General features: G+C 36.7%; 9 protein-coding genes, 2 tRNA genes and 3 rRNA genes. 7 read left to right on the top strand and 7 right to left on the bottom strand.

All coding sequences use genetic code 11. The features are described 5' to 3' along the window. Positions 1-136 precede the first annotated feature (136 nt). The 6 genes from trmD to ACLII3_RS12475 all read left to right on the top strand — a co-directional run bounded on the left by trmD (position 137) and on the right by ACLII3_RS12475 (position 6,198). Complete coding sequence (gene trmD, locus ACLII3_RS12500; protein ID WP_412984564.1) at positions 137-814, top strand: tRNA (guanosine(37)-N1)-methyltransferase TrmD; 678 nt, start codon at positions 137-139, stop codon at positions 812-814. 218 nt (positions 815-1,032) lie between these two features. Continuing rightward, positions 1,033-1,383, top strand: a complete 351-nt coding sequence (gene rplS, locus ACLII3_RS12495) for a 50S ribosomal protein L19 (RefSeq protein ID WP_412984563.1) — start codon at positions 1,033-1,035, stop codon at positions 1,381-1,383. Between the two features lie 656 nt (positions 1,384-2,039). Continuing rightward, on the top strand, positions 2,040-2,678 hold the full coding sequence (locus ACLII3_RS12490; RefSeq protein ID WP_412984562.1) for a pentapeptide repeat-containing protein: 639 nt from the start codon (positions 2,040-2,042) through the stop codon (positions 2,676-2,678). Between the two features lie 161 nt (positions 2,679-2,839). Then, on the top strand, positions 2,840-5,050 hold the full coding sequence (locus ACLII3_RS12485; protein ID WP_412984561.1) for an NADP-dependent isocitrate dehydrogenase: 2,211 nt from the start codon (positions 2,840-2,842) through the stop codon (positions 5,048-5,050). A 94-nt stretch (positions 5,051-5,144) separates the two neighbouring features. After that, complete coding sequence (gene murQ / locus ACLII3_RS12480) at positions 5,145-5,963, top strand: N-acetylmuramic acid 6-phosphate etherase (protein ID WP_412984560.1); 819 nt, start codon at positions 5,145-5,147, stop codon at positions 5,961-5,963. Continuing rightward, positions 5,953-6,198, top strand: coding sequence for a DUF6095 family protein (locus ACLII3_RS12475; RefSeq protein WP_412984559.1), 246 nt, complete (start codon positions 5,953-5,955; stop codon positions 6,196-6,198). The genes murQ and ACLII3_RS12475 overlap by 11 nt, the downstream gene beginning before the upstream one ends. On the opposite strand, the gene ACLII3_RS12470 is transcribed toward ACLII3_RS12475, so the two are convergent. The 7 genes from ACLII3_RS12470 to ACLII3_RS12440 all read right to left on the bottom strand — a co-directional run bounded on the left by ACLII3_RS12470 (position 6,185) and on the right by ACLII3_RS12440 (position 12,678). Further along, a complete protein-coding gene (locus ACLII3_RS12470) occupies positions 6,185-6,691 on the bottom strand; it encodes a hypothetical protein (protein WP_412984558.1) in 507 nt (168 codons plus the stop codon). The genes ACLII3_RS12475 and ACLII3_RS12470 overlap by 14 nt on opposite strands. Positions 6,692-6,831: 140 nt before the next feature. Further along, positions 6,832-6,939, bottom strand: a 5S ribosomal RNA gene (rrf, locus tag ACLII3_RS12465). A gap of 88 nt (positions 6,940-7,027) precedes the next feature. Then, positions 7,028-9,846, bottom strand: a 23S ribosomal RNA gene (locus ACLII3_RS12460). A gap of 145 nt (positions 9,847-9,991) precedes the next feature. Then, positions 9,992-10,065: transfer RNA gene (locus ACLII3_RS12455), tRNA-Ala, on the bottom strand. A gap of 92 nt (positions 10,066-10,157) precedes the next feature. Then, positions 10,158-10,231 (bottom strand) — tRNA-Ile (locus ACLII3_RS12450). Between the two features lie 84 nt (positions 10,232-10,315). Then, a 16S ribosomal RNA gene (locus ACLII3_RS12445) occupies positions 10,316-11,841 on the bottom strand. Together the 16S, 23S and 5S rRNA genes with 2 tRNA genes alongside form the textbook arrangement of a ribosomal RNA operon. A 726-nt stretch (positions 11,842-12,567) precedes the next feature. Continuing rightward, positions 12,568-12,678 carry a putative porin gene (locus ACLII3_RS12440; protein WP_412987920.1) on the bottom strand — a complete coding sequence of 37 codons (111 nt, stop codon included), beginning with the start codon at positions 12,676-12,678 and terminating at the stop codon, positions 12,568-12,570. 69 nt (positions 12,679-12,747) lie between these two features. On the opposite strand from ACLII3_RS12440, the gene thrS reads away from it, so the two are divergent. Next, entirely contained in the window at positions 12,748-14,694 is a 1,947-nt protein-coding gene (gene thrS / locus ACLII3_RS12435) for a threonine--tRNA ligase (protein WP_412984557.1), read from the top strand. Positions 14,695-14,696: the final 2 nt, after the last annotated feature.

Genomic DNA, 14,696 nt, shown 5'->3' with positions numbered 1-14,696 from the left:
CTACGGAATTTCCTCGTCGTTTTTGTACTTGTCAAGTTAATCACTAAATTCACACAACGAATCATACACAAAACCATTAAACGAACTTCCCAAAAACACACTTTTCTATGTAATTGAATATTTGCATCTTTGCAGCATGCGAATAGATATTATAACTGTATTACCAGAATTACTTAAAAGTCCGTTTGAAGCCTCAATATTGAAACGTGCTATAGAAGCTAATTTAGTAGAGGTACATTTTCATAATTTACGTGATTATACAACCGACAACTACAAATCTGTGGACGATTACCAATTTGGTGGTGGCGCAGGTATGGTAATGATGGTAGAACCTATAGATAAATGTATTTCTAAACTTAAAGCAGAACGCGATTACGACGAGGTTATATATATGACACCAGATGGCAATACGCTTAACCAAGGTATAGCTAACCAACTTTCGTTAAAAGAAAACATTATTATATTATGTGGTCATTATAAAGGCGTTGACCAGCGTGTACGCGACCATTTTATTACTAAAGAAATATCTATTGGCGACTTTGTACTGTCTGGTGGCGAATTAGGTGCTGCTGTTTTATGTGATGCTGTTATACGTTTAATTCCTGGAGTGTTAGGTAATGAAACATCTGCTTTAACCGATTCTTTTCAAGACAACCTATTAGCGCCTCCTATTTATACACGTCCACGCGATTATAAAGGCTGGAAAGTACCAGAAGTATTATTTAGTGGTAATTTTCCAGAGATTGAAAAATGGCGTGAAGAAAAAGCATACGAGCATACCAAAAATAGACGCCCAGACTTATTGGAAGACTAAACTCTGTGTTAGCGATAGAACGGTTTGTTTGAAATCCTTTTTGCCTTTTTGCAAAAAGATTGAGTAGTGATAGCGCGACCTGAAAGGGAACACCCAAAAAAAAGCGATAAATGGTTGTGAATTATGAATTAATACGTATTTTTGCACCCAATTTCGGGTTAACCTCTGGCGAAAATCGTGTATGTTGTTTCGAACTAATTATTTAAATAGATTTTAAAATGGAATCTTTAGTAAAATTTGTACAAGACGAATTTGTAACAAGAAATGATTTTCCAGAGTTTGGAGCTGGAGACACAATTACTGTTTATTACGAAATTAAAGAAGGTAATAAAACAAGAACTCAGTTTTTTAGAGGTGTAGTATTACAAAGAAGAGGATCTGGAACTTCTGAAACTTTTACCATTAGAAAAATGTCAGGAACAATTGGTGTAGAGCGTATCTTTCCAGTAAACTTACCTGCATTACAAAAAATTGAAGTAAACAAAAGAGGTAAAGTACGTAGAGCTCGTATCTTTTACTTTAGAGGTCTTACTGGTAAAAAAGCTAGAATTAAAGAACGTAGACATTAATAAATGTTTAATAACGCTTAAAAGCCCTGTTTTACACAGGGCTTTTTTTATTAACAAATGTTAATAACCTACGTTTACAAATGGTTGATATCTAAATAGTTAAAAAATTTGTATTTTCGATATCTTGTTATACATTAGCAAAAGAGTTAAGGGAAAAAGATCATGAAAATTGATTTTTAAGATACTTTCGAGTAAAACCCTTACTAAATAAAGTAACGTTCTTTATATAATTGTTTTTTGAGGTTTTGACGCAGCATGTGTATGCATGTTATAAGTGAAAGAATCATGAAGCTTAAAAAGAGTTAAAATACTGCGGTAGGTTAATGACTTATAAGTGGAAAGTTTTTGAAACTAAGAAGAAACGAAAGTGACGCTTAGATAGAAAGCAATGCTAGAAGATATTACAAGTTACGAAAGTGAAATGTACATAGAAATAGCATCAAGAAAAACAGTTAAAACTGAAACATTTTAATAACAGGTCAATACATTTTGAAAGTTAAAAAAATGTTTCCTTTGAAATAGTGAAAACTTGAACCGAAAAGGGAAAAACAAAGCGTAAGCATTGGGAAAACCGAAGTTGGTAGCACTACCAAATAGGTCACGTTAGTAAGTATTTCAGAAAAAGCCATGTCAGCATAGATTAATTTCTAAGTGATATGGCTTTTGTTTTTTCTATCATTAATAAGTTTATATTTACACCTAATATATCTAAAGTTAAAATAGTGCAGCTTCCTTTTATTTGCGACAAAACCTATAATAACAAAGACTTTTCTATAAATGCACTAGAAAAAGCCGAATATGATAATTGTACATTTAGCAATTGTAACTTCACTAATGTATATCTAGCTAATATCTCGTTTATAGAATGTAACTTTATTGATTGCAATTTTACAGGTACGAAAATAAAAAACACCACTTTTAACAACATCACCTTTAAAGATTGTAAACTTCTTGGGCTTCCCTTCTATCAGTGCAATCCTTTTTTACTTTCAGTAAGTTTTAATAACTGTAATTTAAGCTTAGTTCAGTTTAATAATTTAGAGTTAAAGCATACAACATTTAATAAGTGTAACTTGACAGAAGCAGATTTTACTAATACCAATCTAACAAAAGCTAGTTTTATTGATTGTGATTTAACACTTGCAGCCTTTGAAAACACCAACTTAGAGCATGGAGATTTAAGAACTTCTATTAATTATTCTATTGACCCTGAAAAAAACCAATTAAGAAATACTAAATTTTCCAGGTCAAATATTGAAGGGTTGCTAAAAAAACACAATATAATTATTGAGTAATTACACAATTCTTAATTGTTAAGCAAGAATAGCAAAAAGCAACTTTTTAAGCCTTTAAATCTCAAAAAAAACTACTCAAATTTCGTATATTCGCGAGACAAAAAGTAGGCTTTATATTTAGCTTATTTAAATCTTCTTTAATTTAAAACTTTAGTCATCACATGGCAAACATAATTTATACTATTACTGACGAAGCACCAGCTTTAGCAACGCGTTCTTTTTTACCAATTGTAAAAGCTTTTGTTGAGCCTTCAGGAATTAACATTGACACAAAAGATATTTCGTTAGCAGGTAGAATTCTAGCTACATTTCCAGATTTTTTAACTGAAGACCAAAAAGTTGAAGATGCATTAGCCGAATTAGGAAAACTTGTAAAGCAACCAGAAGCTAACATTATTAAATTACCTAATATTAGTGCTTCTATTCCTCAGTTAAAAGCTGCAATTGCAGAGTTACAAGCTAAAGGTTATAAATTACCTAACTATCCAGATGATCCAGCTAGTGATGAAGAAAAGAGTATTAAAACTCGTTACGATAAAATTAAAGGAAGTGCTGTAAACCCTGTTTTACGTGAAGGTAACTCAGACAGAAGAGCGCCAAAAGCTGTAAAGAATTACGCTAAGAAAAACCCACACTCAATGGGAGCTTGGACATCAAGTTCTAAATCGCACGTGGCAACAATGAGCGAAGGCGATTTTGCTCATAATGAAAAATCAGTTACAATTCCTGAAGCTACAACAGTTACAATTCAGCATGTAAATTCTAATGGAGATGTAAACGTTTTAAAAAGTAATTTAGCTCTTCAAAAAGGTGAAATTATTGATGCTACATATATGAGTAAAGCAGCACTAATTGCTTTCTTAAAAGAACAAGTAGCCGATGCAAAGGCAAATAATGTATTATTCTCTTTACATATGAAAGCAACCATGATGAAAGTTAGTGATCCTATTATCTTTGGTCATGCTGTAAGAACATACTTTGCTGATTTATTTGAAAAACATGGTGACACTTTTGAAAAAATTGGTGTTGACGTAAATAACGGATTTGGAAATTTAGTTTCTAAATTAAACGAACTTTCTGATGAAAAACGTGCAGAAATTGAAGCTGATATTCAAGCTGCATTAGAAAATGGTCCAGATTTAGCCATGGTAAATTCAGACAAAGGAATTACTAACTTACATGTTCCAAGTGATGTGATTATTGATGCATCAATGCCAGCAATGATTCGTAACTCTGGTCAAATGTGGAATAAAGACGGAAAATCTCAAGATACAAAAGCAGTGATTCCAGACAGTAGTTATGCTGGAATTTATACAGCAACCATAGATTTCTGTAAAGAACATGGTGCTTTTGACCCAACAACTATGGGAACTGTTCCTAATGTTGGTTTAATGGCTCAAAAAGCTGAAGAATATGGATCACATGATAAAACTTTTGAAATATCAGCTGCTGGAACTGTTCAAGTAGTAGATGCTTCTGGAAACGTTTTAATTGAGCATAATGTAGAAAAAGGTGATATTTGGCGTATGTGTCAAGTTAAAGATGCACCTGTACAGGATTGGGTGAAATTAGCAGTAACTAGAGCTAGAGCATCTCAAACTCCTGCAGTATTTTGGCTAAATGAAAACAGAGCTCATGATGCACAATTAATTAAGAAAGTAAATACATATTTACCAAATCATGATACATCAGGTTTAGATATTAGAATATTATCTCCTATCGAAGCTACTAAGTTTTCATTAGAAAGAATTAAAGAAGGAAAAGATACTATTTCTGTAACTGGTAATGTATTACGCGATTACAATACAGACCTATTCCCTATTCTTGAAGTAGGGACAAGTGCAAAAATGTTATCAATTGTACCTTTAATGAATGGTGGTGGTTTATTTGAAACTGGTGCTGGTGGATCTGCTCCTAAGCACGTGCAACAATTCACAACCGAAAACCACTTACGTTGGGATTCTCTTGGTGAGTTCTTGGCATTAGCTGTTTCTTTAGAACATTTCAGTCAAGTAAATAACAACCCAAAAGCTGCAGTTTTAGGAGAAACTCTTGATGATGCAACAGATAAGTTGTTAGAAAATAAAAAAGGACCTTCTAGAAAATGTGGTGAGTTAGATAATAGAGGTAGTCACTTCTATCTTGCATTATATTGGGCTCAAGAATTAGCTAATCAAAATAAGGATGCTGAATTAAAAGATAGATTTACATCTATAGCTAATGAATTAACTAGTAATGAAGCTAAAATTGTTTCAGAATTAAATGATATACAAGGAGATTCAGTAAACATTGATGGATATTATGAGCCTAATGAAGAATTAACTTCTTCAGCCATGAGACCAAGTTCTACATTAAATAACATCTTAAACTAATTAAGATTTTAAATATTTTCAATAAAAAGCTCCTATAACAGGAGCTTTTTACTTTTAACTATAATTCATAACCTAAATTACGTACTTTTGATATATGGATTTTACAAAAACTACCGAGCAAGATTCTAACTATAATCATCTAGAAAAGATGTCTGTAAATGAATTGCTTCAAAATATAAATAATGAAGATAAAACTGTTCCTCTTGCTGTTGAAAAAGCTATTCCGCAAATAGAAAAACTAGTGAGTATAATTGTAAAAAACATGAAAGTAGGTGGAAGACTATTCTATATCGGAGCTGGTACTAGTGGTAGATTAGGTATTGTTGATGCATCAGAATGTCCTCCAACTTTTGGAGTATCTCATGACCTTGTCATTGGACTCATTGCTGGTGGTGATTCAGCAATTAGAAAAGCTGTAGAATTTGCTGAAGATTCTAAAACACAAGGCTGGTTGGATTTACAACAATACAACATCAATCAAAATGATGTAGTTATTGGAATAGCTGCCTCTGGAACAACTCCTTATGTTTTAAACGCATTAGATACTTGTAACAAAAATAATATTACAACAGGCTGTATAAGTTGTAACCATAACAGTCCTTTATCACTTACTGCTAAATTTCCAATTGAGGCTATTGTAGGACCAGAATTTGTAACTGGAAGCTCTAGAATGAAAGCTGGAACAGCTCAAAAGCTTATTCTAAATATGATTACTACGGCAATAATGATACAATTAGGCAAAGTAAAAGGTAATAAAATGGTAGATATGCAACTAAGTAATAATAAACTTGTTGATAGAGGAATTAAAATGCTTATGAAAGAGCTTAACATTACACTAGAAGAATCTAAAAAATTAATTGAAGAGCATAACGGAGTTAGAGCAGCTATTAAAGCGTATAACAATGGAAAATAAAAGAACTGACAAAGAAATTCTTGCTAAAGGAATTAAAAAACTGGGAATTTCATTAATAATGATGTTTTTAGGACCTACACTATTTTATATAGCTACAACAAATAAAGAAAAACCACTTTACATTCCTATTCTTATTGCTAGTTTCTTGATTTGTGCTGGAGCAATTTTCTTTGCTTTTAAAGGAATTCAAACTATTATGGAAAGTATGTTTGGTAAAAAAACTAACTCAAATTAGTATTAGCTTTTGGGGTCGTTGGATTATATCCAAAATCTGTATCGTCAAATATAATACCTAATCTATCTAGTATAAAGTTTATTATAGCATAATGATGAATAGCATGGCTATTTGCTTGTGCTAAAATTGCACCCAAACTATAGTTAATCTCTATTTTCCCTAAACCTAAATCATCAATTACGCAATATCTATCTTTAATAGTCAAGTTATCAATCTTTGAAATTTCATTAATAACTCTATTAATATTTTCAATTGAATAATTACAATCACAATGCATACGTTCATCTCTTCTCCTTTCAGTTAAATCAATATACTTAGTATCCATTCCATTTAATATACAGTCATAAAAATCCAAAATATGACGCACATGTGAACCAATACAAGAATAATAAGGTGATACTGAAGAATCTGATAAGACTTCTGAAGATATATTTGATAATAATGTTACAGATTTTCTAAGTGTAACTATTGAAGATTGTAGGATTAAATTCATAAATATAATTCTAAGCTAAATGTAACAAAATAAATCTAGCTATTAGTCTATAGACAACTAAAACCTTACAAATTTTCACAATCTTTTCTAAAAGATTAAAAAAACAAAAAACCCTTACTAGTATTAGTAAGGGTTTTCAAAAAAGGCGGCGACCTACTCTTCCACGATAGTAGTACCATCGGCGCTAATGGGCTTAACTTCTCTGTTCGGAATGGTAAGAGGTGAGCCCCATTGCTATAACCACCTTAAATCTTTGGCTGATTTAACAGCTCTAATATTTTAACATATTGAAAAAGTGACATGATTTAATAAATTTTACTCTAAAAAGAACGGCTGTACAATAAGCCTATGGGTTATTAGTACTACTCGGCTATGACATTACTGCCTTTACACCTGTAGCCTATCAACGTAGTCATCTCCTACGACCCTTTAAAGAAATCTCATCTTGTGGTGGGTTTCGCGCTTATATGCTTTCAGCGCTTATCCCTTCCCAACGTAGCTACTCTGCAATGCTCCTGGCGGAACAACAGATACACCAGAGGTTAGTCCAACTCGGTCCTCTCGTACTAGAGTCAGATCCACTCAAATTTCTAACGCCCACAGTAGATAGAGACCGAACTGTCTCACGACGTTCTGAACCCAGCTCGCGTGCCACTTTAATGGGCGAACAGCCCAACCCTTGGGACCTTCTCCAGCCCCAGGATGTGACGAGCCGACATCGAGGTGCCAAACCCCCCCGTCGATGTGAGCTCTTGGGGGAGATCAGCCTGTTATCCCCGGAGTACCTTTTATCCTTTGAGCGATGGCCCTTCCATGCGGAACCACCGGATCACTATGCTCTACTTTCGTACCTGATCGACCTGTATGTCTCTCAGTCAAGCTCCCTTATGCCATTGCACTCTACGCACGGTTACCAAGCGTGCTGAGGGAACCTTTAGAAGCCTCCGTTACTCTTTTGGAGGCGACCACCCCAGTCAAACTACCCACCAAGCACTGTCCGTCGTTAGACGTTAGACTCTAGATAAGCAAAGGGTGGTATTTCAACAATGACTCCACAACACCTGGCGATGCCGCTTCAAAGTCTCCCACCTATCCTACACATTACTTATCCAAAGCCAATACTAAGCTATAGTAAAGGTTCACGGGGTCTTTTCGTCCCACTGCGGGTAATCGGCATCTTCACCGATACTACAATTTCACCGAGCTCATGGCTGAGACAGTGTCCAGATCGTTGCACCATTCGTGCAGGTCGGAACTTACCCGACAAGGAATTTCGCTACCTTAGGACCGTTATAGTTACGGCCGCCGTTTACTGGGGCTTCATTTTAGACCTTCGAGGTAAACCTCTAAGCCCACCACTTAACCTTCCAGCACCGGGCAGGTGTCAGGCCATATACGTCATCTTTCGATTTAGCATAGCCCTGTGTTTTTGATAAACAGTCGCCTGGACCTCTTCACTGCGGCCCATCCGAAGATGGGCGACCCTTCTCCCGAAGTTACGGGTCGATTTTGCCTAGTTCCTTAGCCATGAATCTCTCGAGCACCTTAGAATTCTCATCCCAACTACCTGTGTCGGTTTACGGTACGGGCTGCTTCACTCGCTTTTCTTGGAAGTCGCTTCTCTGGATTATCACCTTGACCGTAGTCTCAGTGTACTATCGCCGTGTTACCACTGGCTTCAACGAACTATTCCGTCAGTTCGCACCAAATATACGCCTCCGTCACTTTTATTGTGAGCAGGTACAGGAATATTAACCTGTTGTCCATCCACTACCCCCTTCGGGTTCGCGTTAGGTCCCGACTAACCCTCAGCTGATTAGCATAGCTGAGGAAACCTTAGTCTTTCGGTGTGCGGGTTTCTCGCCCGCATTATCGTTACTTATGCCTACATTTTCTTTTGTAGCTTCTCCAGCAAAGCTCACGCTTCACCTTCGACGACACTACAATGCTCCCCTACCACTTTTACAAGTCCATAGCTTCGGTAGTATGTTTATGCCCGATTATTATCCATGCCGAACCGCTCGACTAGTGAGCTGTTACGCACTCTTTAAATGAATGGCTGCTTCCAAGCCAACATCCTAGCTGTCTAAGCAGTTCAACCTCGTTTATTCAACTTAACATACATTTGGGGACCTTAGCTGATGGTCTGGGTTCTTTCCCTCTCGGACATGGACCTTAGCACCCATGCCCTCACTGCATTACATCATTTTATAGCATTCGGAGTTTGTCAGGAATTGGTAGGCGGTGAAGCCCCCGCATCCAATCAGTAGCTCTACCTCTATAAAACTAATAATACGCTGCACCTAAATGCATTTCGGGGAGTACGAGCTATTTCCGAGTTTGATTGGCCTTTCACCCCTACCCACAGGTCATCCCAAGACTTTTCAACGTCAACGGGTTCGGGCCTCCACTGTGTGTTACCACAGCTTCACCCTGCCCATGGGTAGATCACACGGTTTCGCGTCTACCGCCACTAACTGTATCGCCCTATTCAGACTCGCTTTCGCTACGGATCCGCACCTGAAGTGCTTAACCTTGCTAGAAACGGTAACTCGTAGGCTCATTATGCAAAAGGCACGCCGTCACCCTAGGGCTCCGACCGCTTGTAAGCGTATGGTTTCAGGTTCTATTTCACTCCTTTATTCAAGGTTCTTTTCACCTTTCCCTCACGGTACTAGTTCACTATCGGTCTCTCAGGAGTATTTAGCCTTAGCGGATGGTCCCGCCAAATTCACACAGGATTACACGTGTCCCGCGCTACTCAGGATACTGCTATGATTAATGGTCTTTACTTATACGGGACTATCACCCTCTCTGGTTACTTTTTCCAAAGTATTCTAATTCATAACACAATCAATGTCGCAGTCCTACAACCCCAATATTGCCGTAACAACATTGGTTTGGGCTATTCCGCGTTCGCTCGCCACTACTAGCGGAATCACTTTTGTTTTCTTCTCCTCCGGGTACTTAGATGTTTCAGTTCTCCGGGTTTGCCTCCTTACGGATACTATATCTTCAATATAGTGGGTTGCCCCATTCGGATATCTACGGATCAATTTGTATGTGCCAATCCCCGTAGCTTTTCGCAGCTTATCACGTCCTTCATCGCCTCTGAGAGCCTAGGCATTCCCCATACGCTCTTATTTAGCTTATTGTACTTTTGTCTTTTTAATGAGTTTTGATTAATTAAAAGCTCGTAACTTTAATTAATCTTTAAATTACTTAAGATTATTTCTAATCTTTAATTTCATGTATCTTTTTCAATATGTCAATGAACTTTTTCAACTTATTTGTTGATTGTGGAGAATATCGGAGTCGAACCGATGACCTCCTGCGTGCAAGGCAGGCGCTCTAGCCAGCTGAGCTAATCCCCCATATACTAGTCGTTAGTATATAGTAGTTAGTAGTTAGTACTTAACTACTACTCAAACTTCTAGAATTTCCTTTATTCCTAAGAGAAAATTAGTAGTCTCAGGCAGACTCGAACTGCCGACCTCTACATTATCAGTGTAGCGCTCTAACCAGCTGAGCTATGAGACTCTACTTTTTCTTAGTCATAATATAATTAACAGCTTTGAGAATAAACTATCCCTTTCCTAATACCTTTTAATCGTCTTTCTCTAGAAAGGAGGTGTTCCAGCCGCACCTTCCGGTACGGCTACCTTGTTACGACTTAGCCCTAGTTATCGATTTTACCCTAGGCCGCTCCTTTCGGTGACGGACTTCAGGCACTCCCAACTTCCATGGCTTGACGGGCGGTGTGTACAAGGCCCGGGAACGTATTCACCGGATCATGGCTGATATCCGATTACTAGCGATTCCAGCTTCACGGAGTCGAGTTGCAGACTCCGATCCGAACTGTGATAGGTTTTATAGATTCGCTCCGCCTCGCGACGTGGCTGCTCTCTGTACCTACCATTGTAGCACGTGTGTAGCCCAGGACGTAAGGGCCGTGATGATTTGACGTCATCCCCACCTTCCTCACGGTTTGCACCGGCAGTCTTGTTAGAGTTCCCGACATTACTCGCTGGCAACTAACAACAGGGGTTGCGCTCGTTATAGGACTTAACCTGACACCTCACGGCACGAGCTGACGACAACCATGCAGCACCTTGTAAGTAGTCCGAAGAAAGATCTATCTCTAAATCATGCAACTTACATTTAAGCCCTGGTAAGGTTCCTCGCGTATCATCGAATTAAACCACATGCTCCACCGCTTGTGCGGGCCCCCGTCAATTCCTTTGAGTTTCATTCTTGCGAACGTACTCCCCAGGTGGGTCACTTATCACTTTCGCTTAGCCACTCAGACCGAAGTCCAAACAGCTAGTGACCATCGTTTACGGCGTGGACTACCAGGGTATCTAATCCTGTTCGCTCCCCACGCTTTCGTCCCTCAGTGTCAGTATATTATTAGTAATCTGCCTTCGCAATTGGTATTCTATGTAATATCTATGCATTTCACCGCTACACTACATATTCTAACTACTTCATAATAACTCAAGACTAGCAGTATCAAAGGCAGTTCTACAGTTGAGCTGCAGGCTTTCACCTCTGACTTACTAATCCACCTACGGACCCTTTAAACCCAATGATTCCGGATAACGCTTGGATCCTCCGTATTACCGCGGCTGCTGGCACGGAGTTAGCCGATCCTTATTCTTACAGTACCGTCAAGCTCCCTCACGAGGGAGTGTTTCTTCCTGTATAAAAGCAGTTTACAACCCATAGGGCAGTCTTCCTGCACGCGGCATGGCTGGGTCAGAGTTGCCTCCATTGCCCAATATTCCTCACTGCTGCCTCCCGTAGGAGTCTGGTCCGTGTCTCAGTACCAGTGTGGGGGATCCCCCTCTCAGGGCCCCTACCTATCGTTGCCATGGTATGCCGTTACCACACCATCTAGCTAATAGGACGCATAGCCATCTTTTACCGATAAATCTTTAATTATAAATTGATGCCAATCTATAATACCATGAGGTATTAATCTTCATTTCTAAAGGCTATCCCTCTGTAAAAGGTAGGTTCTATACGCGTTACGCACCCGTGCGCCGGTCGTCAGCAAAAAAGCAAGCTTTTCTCTGTTACCCCTCGACTTGCATGTGTTAGGCCTGCCGCTAGCGTTCATCCTGAGCCAGGATCAAACTCTTCATCGTTAAATCTTAAATATTATCTAACAATTAAAGGATATTAATTTTGTACTCAAAATGGTTTATTCTCTTGTTTAATTAAGACCGTTTCCAATCTTAATCTTACGCTGTCAATCAATATGTTTAATGAACTTTTTTACTTCTTTTCTTAACAACCTTTAGTTGCTAAGCGGGTGCAAATATAAAACCCTTTTTTTATTCCCACAATGTTTTTTTTGATTTTTTTTCGAAGTTTTTTTAAACCTCTTTTTAATCTTCAAAACACTATTTTAATGAACTTGTTTTTACCTCAAACGCTCTAGCGTTTTTAGCGGCTGCAAACATACAACCTTTTTTAATTCTGCAAAGCTTTTTTGAAACTTTTTTAAATTTATTTTAAAACAACTTTTTTAGAACTTTTCACTCAAAACGCATCCCGTTTTTTGCGGCTGCAAACATACAACCTTTTTTATTTCTACAAAGCCTTTTTAAAACTTTTTTTAATCTTTTTTCAAAACCCTTTTTAGAACGTGTACTTAGCTCCTTTTTACATCACCCTCTCTCGCTAAGCGGCTGCAAATATACACCTCATTTTATCCTTCGCAAGACTTTTTTTGACTTTTTTTAAAAGTATTTTTCTTCTACCTGAATACAAGACACTTACAACAATACTTTTTTCAATTCTTATATATCATATAATATTGACTATATATACTTATATAATATAAAGGCATAAACTAACACAATTAACACCTACAAAAAGAAGTTCCAAACCAATCCAAAACGTATCGCAAAATCCCGATACGGAACATTTAATGTAGAATAATAATTGTAACCATTGCCATAATAAGGTTTAGATGAAATTATTTATACATATATATATTGTATCTAAATCTAGATACTATTATCTTTGCAGCTTAATTTTTGAAATAAATGATAAATATTACATTACCTGACAATAGTGTGAGATCTTATAACGATGTTATCACACCTATGGATGTTGCTAAAGATATTAGTGAAGGATTTGCTAGAAATGTTATTTCGGCTAAATTTAACGATACAACAATTGAAACTTCAACCCCTTTAACAACTGATGGTAAATTAACCTTATACACATGGAGAGACGATGAAGGCAAAAAAGCTTTCTGGCACTCATCATCTCATATACTCGCTCAAGCTTTAGAAGAATTATATCCAGGTGTTAAATTATCAATTGGTCCCGCTATTGAAAATGGGTTTTATTACGATGTAGATTTAGGATCTAATTCTATTTCAGATAAAGATTTTAAAACTATTGAAAATAAAATGATAGAGATTGCTAGAGGGAAGCATGATTTTAAAATGAAGTCAGTTTCAAAAGCAGATGCTCTTTCTAAATACAAAGTAGAAGGTAACGAATATAAAGTAGAACTTATAGAAAACCTTACTGATGGTAATATAACATTTTGCGACCATTCTACTTTTACAGATTTATGTAGAGGTGGTCATATTCCGAATACAGGAATTGTAAAAGCTGTTAAAGTATTAAGTGTAGCTGGAGCTTATTGGAGAGGAGATGAAAATAACAAGCAACTTACTAGAGTTTATGGTATCTCTTTTCCAAAGCAAAAAGAACTAACAGAATATTTAGCTTTATTAGAAGAAGCTAAAAAACGTGATCATAGAAAGCTAGGTAAACAACTTGAACTATTTACATTTTCTCAAAAAGTAGGACAAGGTTTACCGTTATGGCTGCCTAAAGGAGCTGCATTAAGAGGAAGATTAGAAGACTTCTTAAAAAAAGCGCAACAAAAAGCTGGCTATGAAATGGTTGTTACCCCACATATTGGTCAAAAAGAACTTTATGTTACTTCTGGTCATTATGCTAAATATGGGGAAGATAGTTTTCAACCAATAAAAACACCTAAAGAAGATGAAGAGTTCTTACTAAAACCAATGAACTGTCCTCATCACTGTGAAATATATAACACAAAACCATTTAGCTATAGAGAATTACCAAAAAGGTATGCTGAATTTGGAACTGTATATAGATATGAACAAAGTGGAGAACTTCATGGATTAACTAGAGTAAGAGGCTTTACACAAGATGATGCACATATATTTTGTACTCCAGACCAATTAGATGCTGAGTTTAAAAATGTAATTGATTTAGTATTATATGTATTTGGATCATTAGGATTTGAAAACTTCACAGCCCAAGTATCAGTTCGTGATTTAGATAATCCTGATAAATATATAGGTAGTGTTGAAAATTGGGAAAAAGCAGAACAAGCTATAATTAACGCAGCTAAAGATAAAGGACTTGATTATGTTATTGAAAGTGGTGAAGCTGCTTTTTATGGTCCAAAATTAGACTTTATGGTTAAAGATGCTTTAGGTAGACAATGGCAATTAGGAACAATTCAAGTTGACTATAATTTACCTGAGCGCTTTGACTTAACTTATAAAGGAGCAGATAATGAGCTACATAGACCAGTAATGATTCATCGTGCACCATTTGGAAGTATGGAAAGATTTGTTGCTATTTTATTAGAACATACTGGTGGAAATTTCCCTTTATGGCTTATTCCTGAACAAGTTATTGTACTATCAATCAGTGAGAAATTTGAAAAATACGCCGAAAAAGTTTTAAATTTGTTAGAAAATAACGAAATTCGCGCCCTTATTGACAATAGAAATGAAACGATGGGTAAAAAGATTCGTGATGCAGAAATGCAAAAAATCCCATACATGATTATTGTTGGTGAGAATGAAGAAAAAGAAAACATGATATCGGTTCGTCAACATGGTGGTGAAGATTTAGGCATGATTAGTGTAGAAGAATTTACCAATGTTGTAGAAACAGAAATAAATAAAACATTAAAACAATTTATAGTTTAACT

The sequence above is a fragment of the Pontimicrobium sp. IMCC45349 genome (assembly GCF_047219225.1).
GTDB lineage: Bacteria > Bacteroidota > Bacteroidia > Flavobacteriales > Flavobacteriaceae > IMCC45349.
Note: the sequence above shows the minus strand (reverse complement) of the source record. Positions and strands in the feature narration are given on the sequence as shown.

Coding starts and splice junctions, on each gene's coding strand:
- trmD (WP_412984564.1), top strand. CDS start 137: ATGCGAATAGATATTATAACTGTATTACCAGAATTACTTAAAAGTCCG.
- rplS (WP_412984563.1), top strand. CDS start 1,033: ATGGAATCTTTAGTAAAATTTGTACAAGACGAATTTGTAACAAGAAAT.
- ACLII3_RS12490 (WP_412984562.1), top strand. CDS start 2,040: ATGGCTTTTGTTTTTTCTATCATTAATAAGTTTATATTTACACCTAAT.
- ACLII3_RS12485 (WP_412984561.1), top strand. CDS start 2,840: ATGGCAAACATAATTTATACTATTACTGACGAAGCACCAGCTTTAGCA.
- murQ (WP_412984560.1), top strand. CDS start 5,145: ATGGATTTTACAAAAACTACCGAGCAAGATTCTAACTATAATCATCTA.
- ACLII3_RS12475 (WP_412984559.1), top strand. CDS start 5,953: ATGGAAAATAAAAGAACTGACAAAGAAATTCTTGCTAAAGGAATTAAA.
- ACLII3_RS12470 (WP_412984558.1), bottom strand. CDS start 6,691: ATGAATTTAATCCTACAATCTTCAATAGTTACACTTAGAAAATCTGTA.
- thrS (WP_412984557.1), top strand. CDS start 12,748: ATGATAAATATTACATTACCTGACAATAGTGTGAGATCTTATAACGAT.